A 16,113-nucleotide genomic window follows, 5' to 3' on the forward strand; every position below is an offset into this window, starting at 1 on the left:
GACATTGGCAAGATCGACGCCGCTGCCATCCGCCTTCACGCGGACCTTCACGTTGTAGTCGATCACCCGCTTGACGGGCACGAGGATCTTCATCGGCAACTCCTTGAAAGTTCCGGGCCGCGGCCTGAAGCGCGGCTCCGGTCTGCGCGCCCTGCCGCTCCGGACAGGGAGGCGGCCACCTCGGGCGGGGCGGCTCAGCTTTCCGCGAAATCGCGGATCATGGCCTTGCGCCGGATCTTGCCGAAGCCGTCACGGGGAAGGCTGTCGCAGAACCGCATGGTTTTCGGGACCTCGGCCGGGGCAACGCGGCCCGACAGGAAGGCTGCGATCGACGCCTGGTCGGCGGCGGCGCCGGGCTTGGGAACGATGCAGGCCACGACTTTCTGTCCCCAATCGCGGTCCTCGATGCCGAACACGACTGCGTCGGCGACATCGGGATGGGCGAGGAGCGCGGCTTCGATCCGCTCGGGATGGACCTTCACGCCGCCGGTATTGATCACGTCGTCGCAGCGCCCGTCGAGATAGAGATAGCCCTCGCCGTCGAGCCGCCCCATGTCGCCGATCGACTGGAAGCCGTCGGCATCGCGGCGCGGCGGTGGCGCGTCAGGGCCGACATAGCTGCTGCGTCCCGCCACGCTGTGGGGGCGCATGAAGATCTCTCCGGATTGCCCAGCCGGCAGGTCGCGGCCGCCGGCATCCTTGATCCGGATGTCGGTCTCGAAGCCGCGGCCCACCGAACCGCGATGCGTCAGCCACTCGGTCCCGGAAATCACCGTCTGCCCGGTATTCTCGCCGGAGCCGTACATCTCGAAGACCCGCGCCGCGCCCAGCCGGCCGATCCAGGCCGCCTTCAGCCAGTCGGGACAGGGGGCGGCGGTGTGATAGAGCGAATGCAGGCTGCCGAGGCTGGTGCTGCTTTCCTCCAGGTGGTCGAGCATCCGGACCAGCATGGTCGGCACCGCCATGACGAAGCCGACGCCGAAGCGGTCGATCGCCTGGAGCGCGCGCACCGGCTCGAAGCGCTCCATCAGGATCACCCGGTTGCCCTCGAAGAGCCCGTTCTGTGCCCAGGTCAGCGGCGCGTTATGCGACAGCGCCCCGAGCACCAGCTGGGTCTGATCCGCGCGGAAGCCGAGCGCCGGGGCGACATTGCCCCAGCTCGCGCCGGGGACACGGGTGAAGGGCTGGTCGTCGCACATCATCTTGGGCAGGCCGGTCGAGCCGCCCGAGAGCACGATCTTGCCCGGGCAGGAAACCGCATCGGCAACCGGATCGCCCCCGGCCGCCGCCTCTGCCATCAGCGTGGCGATATCCGCATCGCCCTGCCCCGGCGCCGCGCCGATCCGCAGCCGCGCCTGCGCGCGGTCCTTCATCGTGGCCGCCGCCGACTCGGGCAGGCGCGGGTCGAGCACCATCGTCGTCGCGCCGAGCCGCCAGATCGCCAGCGTCAGCGCCACATGCGCCACCCCGTTCGGCAGCCCGTAGGCCACCGTGTCGCCCTGGCGGGTGCCGCGGGCGGCCAGCGCCCGGGCCACGCCATCGACAAGCGCATCGAGCCCGTCCCAGCCAAGCGCCTCCTCGGAGCCGTCCGCGCAGAGCACGCGCAGCGCCTCGGCCGCGCCGCGCGCGCGGGCGAGCTCCCGCAGGCGGGCGCCATAGGTCATGGGACGGGACATGCTCAGACCTCCTCGAACAGGATGTCCTGCGCGCCTTCCCACAGCACTTTCGGGCCGATTTCCTTCAGCTTGTCGAGGTTGGAGGTCAGCGTGATGAAATGGTTGCCCGCGAGCTGCCCCATCTTGGAGGCGAAGTTCACGCCGCCATAGGCCAGCAGGATCTCGGTCTCGCTGATGCCGCCGGGATAGAGCACGAACTGGCCCGGGGCGGGATAGCTGGTGTGGTTCTCGTAGCCGACGCCGAAATCGGTCTCGCCGAGCGGAATCCAGACGCCCTCGCCCGACCAGCGGACATGGACGACCTTGGAGCGGTAGGGCATTTGCGCGCGGAAGGCGGCGACGGTCTGCGGCGCGTCGTCTTCGAAGCGGGCGTCGAATTCGATCCCGGCGATGGTGACCTTGAGAGCCATTGTTGTGTCTTTCCTTGGCTAGTTGGCGAGACCGGCGAGCCGCGGCAGAAGCAGCGACACCGCGGGCACGAACGTGATCAGGACGAGCATGACGAACATGCCCAGGAGGGGAAGCGCAAGCTTGCGCGATACTTGCAGCACCGAGCGCCCGGCCACCGAGGAGGAGACGAAGAGCGCGATGCCATAGGGCGGCGTCACCGTGCCGATGGCGCAGTTGAACACCACCAGCAGCGAGAAATGCAGCGGATCGACCCCGAAATGGGTGGCGATGGGCAGCAGCACCGGGACGAGGATCAGGATCGCCGCGATGGTCTCCATGAACATGCCGACGACCAGGAACAGGATATTGGCGATGACCAGGAAGACGAAGCGGTTCGGCGCCACCGAGGTGATCCAGTCGCCCAGCATCTGCGGCACGTTGGCATTGGCGATGAGCCAGGAGAACACGCTCGCCGTGCCGATGATCAGCATGACCGCCGCGCTCAGCGACACGGTGCGCAGCACCAGCGACGGCAGGCGGCGGAAGTCGAGATCGCGGTAGACGAAACCGCCGATGACGAGCCCGTAGAACCCGGCGATCGCTGCCGCCTCGGTCGGGGTGAAGACGCCGCCGAGGATGCCGCCGAGGATGAAGACCGGCATGCCGGCCGCGGGCAGCGCCGCCCAGCCGGTGCGCAGCAGGCGGCGGAACGTGAAGGGCTCGGTCTCGCGATAGGCGGGGCCGCCCTTGCGCGCATGGAGCCACGAGATGGCCATCAGCATCAGGATGCAGGCGATGCCGGGCACCACGCCCGACAGGAAGAGCGCGCCGATCGAGACATTCGAGACGACCGCGAGGATCACCATGGTCAGGCTCGGCGGGATCACCTGGGCGAGCGCGCCCGCGCAGGCGATGACGGCCGCGCCGAAATCGGTGTCATAGCCGCGGCGGCGCAGCTGCGGCTGCATGATCGCCGAGATCGCGGCGACGTCCGCCGAGCCCGAGCCCGAGATCGCGGCCAGCCCCGCGGCGGCGACGCAGGCGACCTGCAGCAGGCTGCCGACCATCCAGCCGATCAGCGCCGAGGCGAAATCGACGATCCGCCGCGAGATGCCGCCGGCATCCATGATCACGCCGCAGAAGACGAAGAACGGGATCGCCATCAGCGTGAAGCTGTTCAGCCCGGCAAAGACCCGCTGGCTGACGATGGTCAGGGGCACATCGGTGGCGGCAAGGAGCGTGATGACCGCCGAGGCGCCCAGCACGAAGACGATCGGAACGCCGAGGGCCAGCAGCCCGAAGAAGGCAAGCGCGATGACGGCCATCAGGCGGCCTCCTCGTCGATGGAGGGTTCGGGGAAGGGATCGGACCAGCGCCGCGCCAGCGCGAGCAGCGCCTCGAGCGCTATGTAGGCGGCTCCGGCAGGCAGGCACCAGTACATGTATTTCATCGGGATGCGCAGCGCGGGCGAGGTCTGGAAGGCGCCCATCTTGATCAGCGGGCCGGCATTGGTGCCGAGCACCCAGAGAAAGCCGAGCGTCACCGCGGCGATGATGACCAGCAGCACCCGCTGGGCGGGCAGCGGCAGCGCGGCCGGGAGCATGTCGATGGCAACGTGCTGGCTGCGGGCGATAGCGACGCCCGACCCCAGCAGCACCAGCCAGATCTGGCAGAAGGTCGCGATCTCCGAGGCCGGGGCAATCGAGTAGCCGAAGAGATAGCGGCCGCCGACCTGCACGAGGACCGATGCCATCATCACCGCGAAGAGCGCGATGACAACGGCCGAGACGGCGTGGCGCAGGGGGAGGCAGAGGCGTTCGATCAGTCGGATCATCGGATGGTCTCGCATGGAAGGCCCGGCCGGGAGTGCTCCGGCCGGGCGGATGGGTTCAGGCGGGGATCACTCGACCGACTGCACCAGGTCGAAGATCTGCTTCTGCGCGTCGGACTGGACGAACTCTGCCTGGATCGGCGCGGCGGCCTCGCGGAACGGCGCCAGATCGGGATGGGTGACGGTCACGCCGGCCTCTTCGAGCTTGCCGAAGGTGGCGTCGTCGCTGTCGCGGTAGGCCTTGCGCTGGAAGCTCCCGGCCTCGGTCCCGGCCTCGTCGAGCGCGGCCTTCACGTCGTCGGGCAGCGCCTCGTAGGCGGCCTCGCCCATGATCACCGGCGCGACCAGTTCCAGCCAGCCGACCATCGCCCAGTCGGGCGCGACCTCGTAGAACTTCTTGGCGTAGTAGTTGGTGTTGGCGGCTTCGGCGCCGTCGACCACGCCGGTTTCGAGCCCGCCATAGAGCTCGGTATAGGCCATCGGGGTCGGGTTGGCGCCGAAAGCCTTGAAGGCCTCGACATGCGCCGGGTTCTGCATGGTGCGGATCTTCAGCCCGTCGAGATCGGCCATGGTCTCGACCGGCGATTTCGACATGATGTGGCGCGTGCCGGCCGAGAAGAAGGTGATCAGGTGGAAGCCCTTGGCCTTCAGGCTCTCGGAGACGGCGGCGACCACGGCCGGATCGGCCAGGGCGCGGTCCATCTGCAGGCTGTCCTTGAACAGGAAGGGCAGCGAGAAGACCGACAGGTCGGGGTCGAAATTGGCCAGGGTCTCGTTGGCGGTCACGGCGATGTCGACCGTGCCCATCTGGGTGCCCTGGATGCTCTCCATCTCGTCGCCGAGCTGGGCATTGGCATAGACCTCGATCGTGGCCTTGCCGCCGGTCGCCTCGGACAGCAGCTCCGCCATCTTCTCCATGCCGAGCCCGTAGGGTTCGTCGGCATTGGCATTGTGGCTGGCCTTCAGCACGATCTCCTGCGCGAAGGCGGCCGGGGCCACGAGGGCGGTCGCCGAGGCGAGGCAGAGGGCGAGGGTCTTCAGTTTCATGGTCTTGTCCTTGTCACTCACTGTTGGTCGTCTTTGCCCGGGATCATCCCCAGGTCGTTCAGGATCGCCTCGAGCCGCGCGCGCGGCGCCTCGGGCAGCGGCAGGCGCGGCGGCCGCGGATCGCCCATCGGACGGCCGGTCATCGCCATCGCCGCCTTGGTCGCGGAGACATAGAGATCGCCCGCCAGCGCGTTGATCAGCGGCAGCGATTTCAGGTAGAGCGCCCGCCCGGCCTCGTACTCCCCGGCCTTCGTCCTCTCGAAGGTCTCGGCCGAGAGCCGCGGCGCGATGTTCGACATCACCGAGGAATAGCCCTCGGCGCCCGCCAGGTAGCTTTCCCAGGGGTAGTAGCCGGCGAAGACCGTCATCCGGCCCTTGCAGAGGTCGAGGAGCTCGGTGACGCGGTGGACGTTCTTCGAGGTGTCCTTGATGTAGCGGATATTGTCGATTTCCGAGAGCCGCGCGACCAGCGGGGCGGTCAGGTCGACATTCGCCGTGAACGGATTGTTGTAGAGCATCACCGGGATCGACAGCGCCTCGGCCACCTTGCGGAAATGCACGACAAGCTCGTCCTCGGTCGGGCTCGAATAGTAGGGCGGCACCAGCATGACGCCATCCGCGCCAAGAGCCTCGGCCTCGCGCGACAGCGCCACCGCCTCGTCGGTCCATTCCGCGGCGGTGCCGATCAGCACCGGCACCCGGCCCGCCGCCTGGTCGATCACCGTGGTGGCGACCGCCGTGCGCTCGTCGCGGGTCAGCGACAGGAACTCGCCGGTCGAGCCCAGCGGGATCAGACCGTGCACGCCCTCGGCGATCTGCCAGTCGACATAGCTGCGCAGCGCCGCGTGATCGACGGCGCCTGCCGCGTCAAAGGGCGTGACGCATACCGTGTAGCTGCCTTGGAACCTCATCCGGTCCTTCCTGATTTTTGTGATCCAAACATGTTGCAATCATCCATGATTTGATCAGATATGGTGTCAACTGGCAGTTTTCGGATCGCAACTACTGCTGCCATCAGACAAGGAGTTCCCCATGCCTTTCATCGAAGTCACCGACTCTGGCCCGGATCAGGAAAAGCGGGCGGTTGCGGCCTCCGGCATGACCGATGGTCTGTGCCAGGCCTTCGGAATCAAGCCGGAAATCGTGACGGTCTATTATAATTCCGCCCCCTGCTATTCCTACGCACATGCCGGAATCTTTGGCGAAAATGCCGAAATCTTCCGCATCTTCATAAAAGTGCACGCCTTCCCGCGCGACGCCGCGATGAAGGCCGAAGCCGCCCGCGCGATCACCGATGCCGCCGTTGCCGCTTATGGCGCCGCGCCGAAGGAGGTCATCGTCTACTTCTTCGACACCCTGCCCTCCGATGCGTTCCACGCCGGGACCGCGCAGGGCTGAGCTCGCAAAAATCTGATCACATCCCGAATCCCACAGGAGATCCCGTTTGGACCGCTTTCTGAGTGAAGAGTGCCGCATGGTGCGCGATACCGCCCGCCGCCTTTCCGAAGAGGTCGTGGCCCCCGCCGCGGCCCGCATCGACCGCGAGGACGTGTTTCCCCGCGACGTCTACACCGCCCTGGCCGGGCAGGGCCTGTTCGGCGTCGCGCTGCGCGAGGAGGCCGGCGGCGTCGGCATGGACGCGCTGACCGCCTGCGTCGTCATGGAGGAAATCGCCCGCGGCTCCGGCGCCGTCGGCAATGCCTTCGCCATCCCGGTCGAGGCGGCGCTGTTTCTCGACCATCACGGCACCGACCATCACCGCCAGTGGATTCCCGGCATCCTCGAGGGCTCCGTGATTCCCGCCACCGCCGTGACCGAGCCCGATCACGGCTCCGATGTCGCCGCGATGAAGACCACCGCGCGGCGCGACGGCGATGACTACGTGATCAAGGGCTCGAAAGCCTGGGTCACCTTCGGCCAGGTCGCCGATATCGTCATGGTCTTCGCCAAGACCGACCCTGAGGCGGGACACAGGGGCATCTCCTGCATTCTCGTCGAGACCGACCGTCCCGGCGTGATCCGCGGCAAGTCCGAGGATCTGCTCGGCATGCACGGGCTGGCCGAATGCCAGATCGCCTTCGACGAGGTGCGCGTGCCGGTGGCCAACCTGATCGGGCCGGAGCATGGCGCCTTCAAGATGGCCATGGAGAACTTCAACTTCTCGCGGCTGATGATGTCCTCGATGGCGCTCGGCATGGCGCAGGCGGGGATGGAGGATGCCATCGCCTATGCCACCGACCGCCGGCAGTTCGGCAAGCCGATCTTCCAGCATCAGGCGATCCAGTTCATGATCGCCGACATGGCCAAGGACATCGCGGCGGCGCGCCTGCTGATCCATCACGCCGCCCGGCTCTACGACATGGGCCAGCCCATCGCGATGGAGGCGGCGCAGGCCAAGCTCTTCACCACCGACATGGCCCAGACCCATATTTCCAACGCCTTGCAGATCCATGGCGGCAACGGCTATTCCCGGGAATACCGCGTGGAGCGCCTGTTCCGCGATGTCCGGCTCAGCCAGATCTACGAAGGCACCAACCAGATCCAGCGCATGATCATCGCGCGGCAAGTGGAGAAGCAGTACGCATGAGCCTCTGGTTCGAAGACATCGGGATCGGGGACAGCCACGTCACCGCCTCGCATCTGGTCACGGAGGCCGATATCGCGGCCTTCTGCGATCTCACCCGCGACCATCACCCGCTGCATACGGATGCGGACTATGCCCGCGCCCAGGGATTCCCGGGGATCATCGCCCACGGGCTCTACGGGCTGGCGCTGATGGAGGGGCTGAAGACCGAGCTGAAGCTCTACGAGGAAAGCTCCATCGCCTCGCTCGGCTGGAACGAGGTGCGCTTCGTCCGGCCGGTGGTGGCCGGCGACCGCGTGCATGTCGAGATGCGCTTCACCTCGAAGCGGCCAAGCGCCAGCCGCCCGGCCGGGGTGGTGACCGAGGCGGTGGACCTGTGCTTCGCGGACGGCACCAGGGCGATTACCGCCGAGCATGTCTCCCTCGTCAAGACGCGCGGCTGAGGGGGCGGAGATGGCACAGGATGGCGGCCAGAATTCGGTCGAGCAGGCAACCCAGCGCATCCGCGAGGGCATTCTCACCGGGGAGTTCACTTCGGGGGCGCGGCTGAAGACAGCCGAGCTGGCGGCAAAGCTCGGATTTTCCTCCATGCCCCTGCGCGAGGCGCTGCGGAAGCTGGAGGGCGAGGGGCTGGTGGAAATCGAGCCCAACCGCGGCGCCACCGTGCGCCAGCTCGACCAGGGCTTCGTCAGCGACCTCTACGAGCTGAACACCGAGATCCGGATCTTCTCCGTGCGCCGCGGCATGCCGCATCTGACGCTGGAGCGGATCCGCGAGCTGGAGTCGCTGGCCGCCGCCTATCGCGGGCATCTCGAGGCGGGCGAGGACGAGGCGGCGCTGGTGGCCAACCGCCGCTTCAACGTCCGGCTGGTGGAATTCGGCGGCAACCGCGAGGCGCTGCGGGTCTTCGAGCGCGGCTGGGACATCATCTTCTCCTTCCGCCGCAGCTTCGGCTACGGCAGCGGACGGCGGCGCATCATGGCCGACGAGCTGCAGCTGCTGCTCGACGCGATGCGGCGGCAGGACCTGGTGGCGGCCGAGGCGATCCTCCGGATGCAGAACGCAGCGATGATGGACGACCTGGTCGCCCGCCTGCCGCGGAAGGGCTAGGCGCCGCGCCCGCTCCTGTCCAAGGGGGGATTGCCGAGGCGAGCGCGGCGGTGGCGGCGAGGCCCGCCGCCCTGCGGCACCGGCGCGGCGATCCTGCGCCGGTGCCCGGTGCAACGGACCGCGCGTTCGGTCCTGCTGCGCCCGCGGCAGGCCAGTTCACCGATCATCCGCCTGCGGGAGCGGACCGAGAGCCCGGCGTCCCCGGCGCTGCTGGCCAAGGAAGCGCGCCGAAGCCGGGCAACCGATCGCCAGGTGGCTGCCGGCATCCATGCGCGGAGGGCCGACCCGGCCGAAATGTCGGCGGCATGTCCCCAGGTCAGAGCGAATGCCGGCCTCCATCCACAGCCGGCTGCCTGGACATGGATTTTCCCTGGAGGACCGCCACATGTGTGCCCGCCCGCGTTTGCCACCACGCGCACGGCGGTTCTGTCGATGTTGATCCCTCCAGCCTGCTGCACGCCCGCTGGCCCTGCGCGCTCCCGCAATTAAAGCAGCCAGCAGATAGCAGGAGAAACCTTCCGTCGGCGGCTGGAATTCGGGACAGGGGTGGATCCCTAGGGTCAGGACCCATTGAGTTTCACAGCCAGAAAATGACGGTTGCTGCGAGTGCGATTGCCGAGAAGAAGGTTTGTGGACATCGGTCATAACGGGTCGCTACGCGTCTCCAGTCCTTGAGCCTGCCGAACATGATCTCGATCCAGTTACGCCTCTTATACCTGTGCTTGTCGTAGCGGACGGGGGTCTTCCGCTGCTTCCGGCCTGGGATACAAGGGCGTATCTTCTTGTCCTGCACCGCTTCTCTGAACCAGTCGGCATCATGGCCGCGATCTCCGAGAAGCCACTTCACGTCGGGTAGCCCGCTGACGAGCGCACGCGCCCCGGTGTAGTCGCTGACGGGACCGGCGGTCAGGAACAGGTCGATGGGTCGGCCTTGGCTGTCGCAGATGGCGTGCAACTTCGTATTCATGCCGCCCTTGGTTCTACCGATCAGGCGCCCACGCCCCCTTTTTAACGCCCAAGCTGGACGCCGTACGATGGGCTTTCAGATGAGTTGCATCGATCATCACGGTCGTCTCCTCGCCGTGCTCTGCAACCGCTGGGTTCGGTGGAGCCAGATGGGGGCGTCCGCATCATGGACGGCCTGGCCTCCCAGGGCCGGGACACGAAGACAGTGACGGTAGGCGCGACTTTCTTCAAGGCACATCGCACGGCGTCCAGCCTGCGGGTGAAAAAAGGGGGGCGGAAGGCTGATCGGCCTCACCAGGGGCGGCATGAACTCCAAGCTGCATTCCATCCAGACGGTGCCGCAAGGTCGCGATCCCGCATGACAAGAGGCGGTACAAGCGCCGTCACCGGGTCGAATGCATGTTCGGTCGCCCCAAGGACTGGCGGCGCGTTGCCGCCAGATACGACCGGTGCCCGATTGTTTTCCTGTCAGCGATAGCCTTGGCCGCCACCGTTATCTTTTGGCTATGAGTCCTGAGCCTAGATCGCGCTGCGATCACCGACTGGGCGCGATTTGTCCTCGCATGGTCTTCTGTCGCTTCCGGAAAGAACCTCAGAGCGGCAATTTCATGTCAGGATCCCGACCCTTTCCGGTCCTCGGGCACCGGGTGCCGGGCGGCGGCGGCCTTGGCCGCCGGGACCGCCGCGGCCCCGGGCGCCTCGATGGCGCGCGGGGACGCGGCCTCTGGGATATCAGCCCGGGAAGGCCGCCGCGCTGATGCCGCGGGCGAGATACTGGCCCGCTTCCGGCCCGCCGGTCACCTCGCCCTCGGCCATGATCGTCCGCCCGCGCAGCAGCGTGCGCACCGGCCAGCCCTTGATCTGCATCCCCTCATAGGGGGTGTAGTCGCAGCCATCCTGCAAGAGCGCATGGGTCATCGTCACTTCGCGGCCCGGATCCCAGAAGGTCAGGTCGGCATCGGCCCCCACGGCGATCGTGCCCTTCTTCGGATAGAGCCCGTAGAGCTTCGCGGGATTGGCCGCGGTCAGCTGGACGAAGCGCTCCGGCGTGATCCGCCCCTTCGACACGCCTTCGGAAAACAGGATCGGCATCCTTGCCGCCACGCCCGGAATGCCGTTCGGCACCCATCGGAACGAAGTCCGCGCCCCCGGCACGTCCTTGCCCGCCTTGTCCTCGAAGCGGAACGGGCAGTGATCCGAGGAGAAGATGTCGAAGGTGCCGTCGCGCAGCCCCTTCCAGATCGCCGCCTGGCTGTCAGTGTCCCGCGGCGGCGGCGAGCAGACGTATTTCGCCCCCTCGAAATCCATGTTCAGCCCCTTCAGGTCGTCGCGGGTCAGGGCGATGTACTGGGGACAGGTCTCGGCAAAGACCGGACGGCCGCGGCGGCGCGCCCACTGGATCTGCTCCATCGGCTCGCGCCCCGAGACATGGACGATGACGATCGGCACATCGGTCAGCTCGGCATGGCTGATCGCGCGGTGGGTGGCCTCGCGCTCGGCGACCACGGCATGGCTCTCGGCGTGATAGTAGGGGGCGGTGCGCCCGGCCTCCTCCAGCTTCCGCGTCATGTACTTGATCGCGTCATGGCCCTCTGCATGCACCATGACCAGCGCCTTCTCGCGCCGCGCCGTATCGAAGACCTCGATCAGCTCGGCATCGTTCAGCACCAGGTCGTCATAGGTCATGAAGACCTTGAAGGAGGTATAGCCGTCGCGGATCAGCGCCGGCAGTTCCTGGCCCAGAACCTGCGGCGTCGGATCGGTGATGATCAGATGGAAGGAGACATCCGTGTGGCACCTGCCGTCTGCCTTGGCGTGATAGGCCTCGACGGCGGCACGCAGGCTCTGCCCCTTCTCCTGCAGCGCGAAAGGCAGGATCGTGGTATTGCCGCCCGCCGCGGCCGAGCGCGTGCCGCTCTCGAACCCGTCGGCCAGCACCGCGCCGCCGCCCTGCGGCTGGTCCAGGTGGACATGGGCGTCGATGCCGCCGGGCAGAACCCAGAGGCCCGCGGCGTCGATCTCCTCGGCGGCGGGGCCGACATCCTCGGCGAGGCTGGTGATGCGCCCGTCCTTCACGCCGATCTGGGCGTCGAAGCGGTCGGCGGCGGTGACGATGCGGGCATTGCGGATGGCCAGGTCGAGCATGGCGGCGGTCCTGTCGTGTCTGTCAAGAAAGCAGGGGGCGGCCCGCGACAGGCCGCCCCCCTCGGTCAATGGGCCCGGATCACTCCGCGGTCAGCGCGGAATACAGCGCCTTCTGGCCGTCGGTCGTCAGCTCGCTTTCGTAGAGCGGCTTGGAGGCGGCCTTGAAGGGCTCCAGATCGGGACGGGTGATGTTGACGCCCAGCTCCTCGAATTTCTCCAGCAGCGGCGCCTCCTGGTCGATCACGTACTGGCGCTGCCAGATGGCGCTTTCGTGGCCGGCCTCCATCAGGTCGGCCTGCACGTCCTCGGGCAGCGCGTCGAAGGCGGATTTCTGCATCACGATCGGCGCGGCCATGTTCAGCCAGCCGACCAGCGCATAGTTCGGCGCGACCTCGTAGAACTTCATGCCGTCATAGCCGGTCGAGGCGCCCTCGGCCCCGTCGACCACGCCCGACTGCAGCGCGCCGTAGAGCTCGGAATAGCTCATCGGCGTCGGATTGGCGCCGTAGTCGCGGAAGGCGGCGACATGGACCGGGTTCTGCATGGTGCGGATCTTCATGCCCTCGAGATCGTCGATCGAGTTGACCGGCTCGGAGGTCATCAGGTTGCGGATGCCCGAGGAGAAGACCGCGATCAGCTGGAAGCCCGCGGCATTCGCGTCTTCCTGCATCAGGTCGAAATTGGCGTCGATCTTGTCGCCCAGCCCGTCGATCGTCGGGAACAGGAAGGGCATGTCGAAGACCTTGTACTCGGACACGTAGTTCGACAGCATCGCGTTCGACACCATCGCCATGTCGAGCGAGCCCAGCATCACGCTTTCGGTGATCTGCTGCTCGTCGCCCAGCTGGCCGCCCGGGAAATCTTCCAGCGAGACCGCGCCGCCGGTCTTCTCGGCGAGGATTTCATTCATCTTCTGCAGGCCCATGTCCTGCACCTCGTCGGCTGCGTTGGTATGGGCCACGCGCAGGGACTGGGCCTCGCCCATCGCGGGCAGGAGCAGGGCGGCGGAGGCAAGCAGGGCACTGAGCATTCTGTTGGACATGGGACTTTCCTTGGGTCTCGGTTTCTTGGTGGAGGAGGAAGGGAACTTCGCCGTGCCCCGTCAGGGCATCATCAGCGAGGGCAGCCAGAGCGATACGGCGGGGACGAAGGTCACAAGCATGAGCACGGCAAGCATGCACAGGAAGGGCAGCCAGACCCGCCGCGACACCTGCTCGATCCGGCGCCCGGCCACGGCCGAGGCGACATAGAGGCAGATGCCGTAGGGCGGCGTGATCAGGCCGATGGAGAGATTGAGCGCGACGATGATGCCGAACTGCATCGGGTCGATGCCGAAGCTCTGCGCCACCGGCAGCAGGATCGGCAGCAGGATCAGGATCGCCGAGATGCTTTCCATGAACATGCCGACGACGAGCAGCAGCAGGTTGACGATCAGAAGGAAGACGACCGCGCTGCCGGTGATCCCGGTGAGCCACTCCTTCAGGATCGCCGGGAAGCCGGTCGAGGCGATGATCCAGGTGAAGACGCTGGCGGTGGCGATGATGATGAGCACGGTCGCCGAGAGGCTGACGGCGCGCAGCAGGATCGCGGGCACGTCGGACAGCGTGAGTTCGCGATAGACCAGCAGGCTGATCGCCAGCGTGGCGAAGAGCGCGATGCAGGCGGCTTCGGTCGCGGTGAAGATGCCGCCGGTGATGCCGCCGATGATCACCACGGGGATCGCCATGCCGGGCAGCGCGTCGAGGAAGGCGCGGCCGAGCTTGCCGAGGCTGAAGGCCTCGCGGTCGCGCCCCGCCTCGCCCTGGCTGCGGGCGAACATCCAGCAGCCGGCCATCAGCCCGGCCATGATCAGCACGCCCGGCACGATGCCGCCGAGGAACATGCCGCCGATCGACTGGCTGGCGGTGATGGCGATGACGATCATCACGATGGAGGGCGGGATGACCGAGGCCAGCGAGCCCGAGGCGGCGATGACCGCCGCAGCCAGGTCGATGTCATAGCGGCGCTTCTTCATCTCGGGGATCATCACCGAGCTGATCGCCGCGGTGTCCGCCGAGCCCGAGCCGGAAATCGCCGCCAGCCCCGCGCCGGTGACGATGGAGACCAGGTAGAGGCTGCCGGTGATCCAGCCGACCAGCGCCGAGGCCAGAGCGACGAAGCGGCGGGCGATGCCGCCGGCCTCCATCAGCAGGCCGGAGGCGACGAAGAACGGGATCGCCATCAGCGAGAAGGAGTTGAGCCCGCCATAGATGCGCTGCGCCACGATCGAAACCGGCGCGGTGGTGGTCAGCTCGATCGCCAGCAGCGCCGCGATGCCGAGCGCCAGGACGATCGGAATGCCCGAGATCAGGAGGAGGATGAAACCGCCGGCTGCCCAGATCATTCCGCGGCCTCCCCGGAGAACAGCCGCGAGGTGCCGGACAGCACGAATTCCAGCAGGAAATAGCCGAAGCCCACGGGCAGAGACAGGTAGGGCACCGCCATCGGCATGTTGGTGGCCGGGCTGTGGATGCGCAGGCCGATCGCCACCAGCGCCATCGAACCCACGATCACGGCCGCCATGAACCAGATGCCGAGCGCCAGCCCGCCCGCGGCGAACAGCTTCTGCACCGGCATCGGCGCCTTGCGGATCAGCACGTCGACCCCGACATGCGCGTTCGAACGCATCGCGATCCCGGCGCCGAGCAGGGTCAGCCAGATCTGCGCGAAGGTGGCGGTCTCCTCGCTCCAGGCGATGGAATAGTTGAAGACGTAGCGGCCGGTGATCTGGACCAGGATGGCGCAGGCCATGTAGCACAGCAGCGCCAGCGCGAGGATGTCGACCAGGCGCCGCAGGCCCCAGAGGCCGCAGATCAGCGGCCGGAGCAGCGGCGACCGTCCCGCGAGCGCGGGAAGAGGTTGGAGAAAGGCGGTCCGCTCGGCCATCGGGGTGCTCCTGTCTGCCGGAGGTAGATTGGCACAACCTGAACGTGTCGTCCGTGCCTAGGGCCACCCTACTGTCAAAGCGCGCGGGATGAAGGAAGCCGTCTATTAAGAAATTGATAGCTACTATTTAAAGCCCACTTTCCATGAATATTCATTCCGCTTTCCGGCTAGTCTCGGCGGCAGGGAGTTTCGCGAAATGCTTGGAAAGTGAACACAACGAAATGAACGGCCCAGAAAACAAGCAAACCTTCCAACCCGCCTTCGGACTGGCCTGCTGCCTGCTCGGCCGGGCAGAGTCGGTCCTGCTCGCCCGCGCCGCGGGATTCGGCTTCCTCGTGATCGACATGGAACACGGCCCGCTGGGCCTCGACGCGCTCGGCCAGGCCGCGGCGGCGGGGCTGGCGGTGGGGCTTCCGGTTTTCGGCCGGGTGACCGGGCCGGACTCGCCGGATGTGGCGCGCGTGCTCGATTGCGGGGCGGCAGGGGTGATCGTGCCCCATGTCGACACGCCCCGGCAGGCCGCTGCCGTCGCGCGGGCCTGCCGCTTCGCGCCCATCGGAGCGCGCGCCCTGCCCGGCCCGCTGCCCGCGCTCGGCTACCGGGTGCTGCCTGCAGCCGATCTCGCCCGCGAGGCAGAGGTCGGCACGCAGGTCATCGCCATGATCGAAAGCGCCGCGGGGCTGGAGAATGCCGCGGAGATCGCTGCGGTGCCGGGGATCGACATGCTGATGATCGGCTCGAACGACCTGGCGGACGGGCTGGGCCTGCGCGGCCAGCTCGGCCATCCCGAGGTGGCGCAGGCCTTCGCCCGGATCGCGCAGGCGGCTCAGGCGGCGGGCAAGGGCTTCGGCGTGATGGGCCTGCCGCCCGCGCTGGTGCCGGAACTGGCGGTTGCGCTCGGCGCGGGGCACGTCGTGGCGACGAACGACACCAACCTCCTGGCCGAAGGCGGCGCGGCGCTGCTGCGGACCTTGGAGGCATCGCTGGCGGACGCGCGGTAGCGGCCCGGGGCGGCCGGGCCTCCCGCGGCAGCGAAGGACCGGACCGCTGCCGTCCGCCGTTTCCGCGCACCCGCCGGGCCGTTCCGCCGGGTGCGTTGCATCTGCCGGCACCGGCACGGCGAAGGACGGCAATTCCGGGCGCGGCAGCAGGATGGAAGCAGGCGCAGTTCCGCAGTTCCCCGCCTTGCGGACGCGCCAGCCGCCCGGCCGCTTGCCGCGCCGCGGGCATGGCCGGTCCGGCCTGCCGTCCGCGTCTTGGGTCATCTCCGGCGGTCAGGGTCCGGCGGGCCGCCGCGTGCGGCAGGGGGCCCGCATTCTGCCGCCCAAGAGAACGGAAGGTCGGGCTACTGAACGCGTCTCTTCGCTCATGGGGGTGGTCATCAGGTGGGCCTGCATGGTCTTGGACACGCAACGGGAGAGAGTTCCGCGGAGGAGAGG

15 protein-coding genes and 3 pseudogenes are annotated in these 16,113 nt (G+C 67.5%); 6 read left to right on the forward strand and 12 right to left on the reverse strand.

Annotation, left to right across the window (positions count from 1 at the left end; translation table 11 throughout):
* The 7 genes and pseudogenes from HCC78_RS14880 to dapA form a co-directional block, all read right to left on the reverse strand.
* A pseudogene (locus HCC78_RS14880) lies at nt 1–93 on the reverse strand (electron transfer flavoprotein subunit beta/FixA family protein); the annotation flags it as partial.
* A 101-nt stretch (nt 94–194) separates the two neighbouring features.
* A complete protein-coding gene (locus HCC78_RS14885; RefSeq protein WP_172329582.1) occupies nt 195–1,676 on the reverse strand; it encodes an AMP-binding protein in 1,482 nt (493 codons plus the stop codon).
* 2 nt (nt 1,677–1,678) lie between these two features.
* Nucleotides 1,679–2,086 (reverse strand): DUF3830 family protein, encoded by a 408-nt coding sequence (locus HCC78_RS14890; protein ID WP_172329583.1) that lies wholly within the window; start codon nt 2,084–2,086, stop codon nt 1,679–1,681.
* Between the two features lie 18 nt (nt 2,087–2,104).
* Nucleotides 2,105–3,391 carry a TRAP transporter large permease gene (locus HCC78_RS14895; RefSeq protein ID WP_172329584.1) on the reverse strand — a complete coding sequence of 429 codons (1,287 nt, stop codon included), beginning with the start codon at nt 3,389–3,391 and terminating at the stop codon, nt 2,105–2,107.
* Complete coding sequence (locus HCC78_RS14900; protein ID WP_172329585.1) at nt 3,391–3,900, reverse strand: TRAP transporter small permease; 510 nt, start codon at nt 3,898–3,900, stop codon at nt 3,391–3,393. The genes HCC78_RS14895 and HCC78_RS14900 overlap by 1 nt, the downstream gene beginning before the upstream one ends.
* A gap of 66 nt (nt 3,901–3,966) precedes the next feature.
* Nucleotides 3,967–4,944 carry a TRAP transporter substrate-binding protein gene (locus HCC78_RS14905; protein WP_172329586.1) on the reverse strand — a complete coding sequence of 326 codons (978 nt, stop codon included), beginning with the start codon at nt 4,942–4,944 and terminating at the stop codon, nt 3,967–3,969.
* 17 nt (nt 4,945–4,961) lie between these two features.
* A complete protein-coding gene (dapA, locus tag HCC78_RS14910; RefSeq protein ID WP_172329587.1) occupies nt 4,962–5,855 on the reverse strand; it encodes a 4-hydroxy-tetrahydrodipicolinate synthase in 894 nt (297 codons plus the stop codon).
* A 121-nt stretch (nt 5,856–5,976) separates the two neighbouring features.
* Between dapA and HCC78_RS14915 the strand changes: the two genes are divergently transcribed.
* Genes HCC78_RS14915 through HCC78_RS14930 form a run of 4 tightly spaced genes read left to right on the forward strand, consistent with a single transcriptional unit; the run spans nt 5,977 to nt 8,638 of the window.
* On the forward strand, nt 5,977–6,342 hold the full coding sequence (locus HCC78_RS14915) for a hypothetical protein (protein ID WP_172329588.1): 366 nt from the start codon (nt 5,977–5,979) through the stop codon (nt 6,340–6,342).
* Between the two features lie 46 nt (nt 6,343–6,388).
* Nucleotides 6,389–7,531, forward strand: coding sequence for an acyl-CoA dehydrogenase family protein (locus HCC78_RS14920; RefSeq protein ID WP_172329589.1), 1,143 nt, complete (start codon nt 6,389–6,391; stop codon nt 7,529–7,531).
* Entirely contained in the window at nt 7,528–7,971 is a 444-nt protein-coding gene (locus tag HCC78_RS14925) for a MaoC family dehydratase (protein WP_172329590.1), read from the forward strand. Before HCC78_RS14920 ends, HCC78_RS14925 begins: the two co-directional genes overlap by 4 nt.
* A gap of 10 nt (nt 7,972–7,981) precedes the next feature.
* Nucleotides 7,982–8,638 carry a GntR family transcriptional regulator gene (locus HCC78_RS14930; protein WP_172329591.1) on the forward strand — a complete coding sequence of 219 codons (657 nt, stop codon included), beginning with the start codon at nt 7,982–7,984 and terminating at the stop codon, nt 8,636–8,638.
* A 577-nt stretch (nt 8,639–9,215) separates the two neighbouring features.
* Here the strand turns inward: HCC78_RS14930 and HCC78_RS14935 are convergent.
* Nucleotides 9,216–9,729: pseudogene (locus tag HCC78_RS14935) on the reverse strand (IS5 family transposase); the annotation flags it as partial.
* Nucleotides 9,730–9,918: 189 nt separating this feature from the next.
* Between HCC78_RS14935 and HCC78_RS34825 the strand changes: the two are divergent.
* Nucleotides 9,919–10,114 (forward strand): annotated as a pseudogene (locus HCC78_RS34825) (IS5/IS1182 family transposase); the annotation flags it as partial.
* A gap of 222 nt (nt 10,115–10,336) precedes the next feature.
* On the opposite strand, the gene hydA reads toward HCC78_RS34825, so the two are convergent.
* From hydA to HCC78_RS14960, 4 genes are all read right to left on the reverse strand, one after another.
* A complete protein-coding gene (gene hydA / locus HCC78_RS14945) occupies nt 10,337–11,749 on the reverse strand; it encodes a dihydropyrimidinase (protein ID WP_172329592.1) in 1,413 nt (470 codons plus the stop codon).
* Between the two features lie 79 nt (nt 11,750–11,828).
* Nucleotides 11,829–12,791: a TRAP transporter substrate-binding protein gene (locus tag HCC78_RS14950; RefSeq protein WP_172329593.1), complete on the reverse strand. Its 963-nt coding sequence runs from the start codon at nt 12,789–12,791 to the stop codon at nt 11,829–11,831.
* 60 nt (nt 12,792–12,851) lie between these two features.
* Entirely contained in the window at nt 12,852–14,132 is a 1,281-nt protein-coding gene (locus HCC78_RS14955; protein WP_172329594.1) for a TRAP transporter large permease, read from the reverse strand.
* Nucleotides 14,129–14,674, reverse strand: a complete 546-nt coding sequence (locus tag HCC78_RS14960; protein ID WP_172329595.1) for a TRAP transporter small permease — start codon at nt 14,672–14,674, stop codon at nt 14,129–14,131. Before HCC78_RS14960 ends, HCC78_RS14955 begins: the two co-directional genes overlap by 4 nt.
* A gap of 221 nt (nt 14,675–14,895) precedes the next feature.
* Here HCC78_RS14960 and HCC78_RS14965 point away from each other — a divergent pair, with 221 nt between their 5' ends.
* A complete protein-coding gene (locus HCC78_RS14965) occupies nt 14,896–15,675 on the forward strand; it encodes an HpcH/HpaI aldolase/citrate lyase family protein (RefSeq protein ID WP_253949182.1) in 780 nt (259 codons plus the stop codon).
* Nucleotides 15,676–16,113: the final 438 nt, after the last annotated feature.

The organism is Mangrovicoccus sp. HB161399 (assembly GCF_013184745.1).
Taxonomy (GTDB): domain Bacteria; phylum Pseudomonadota; class Alphaproteobacteria; order Rhodobacterales; family Rhodobacteraceae; genus Mangrovicoccus.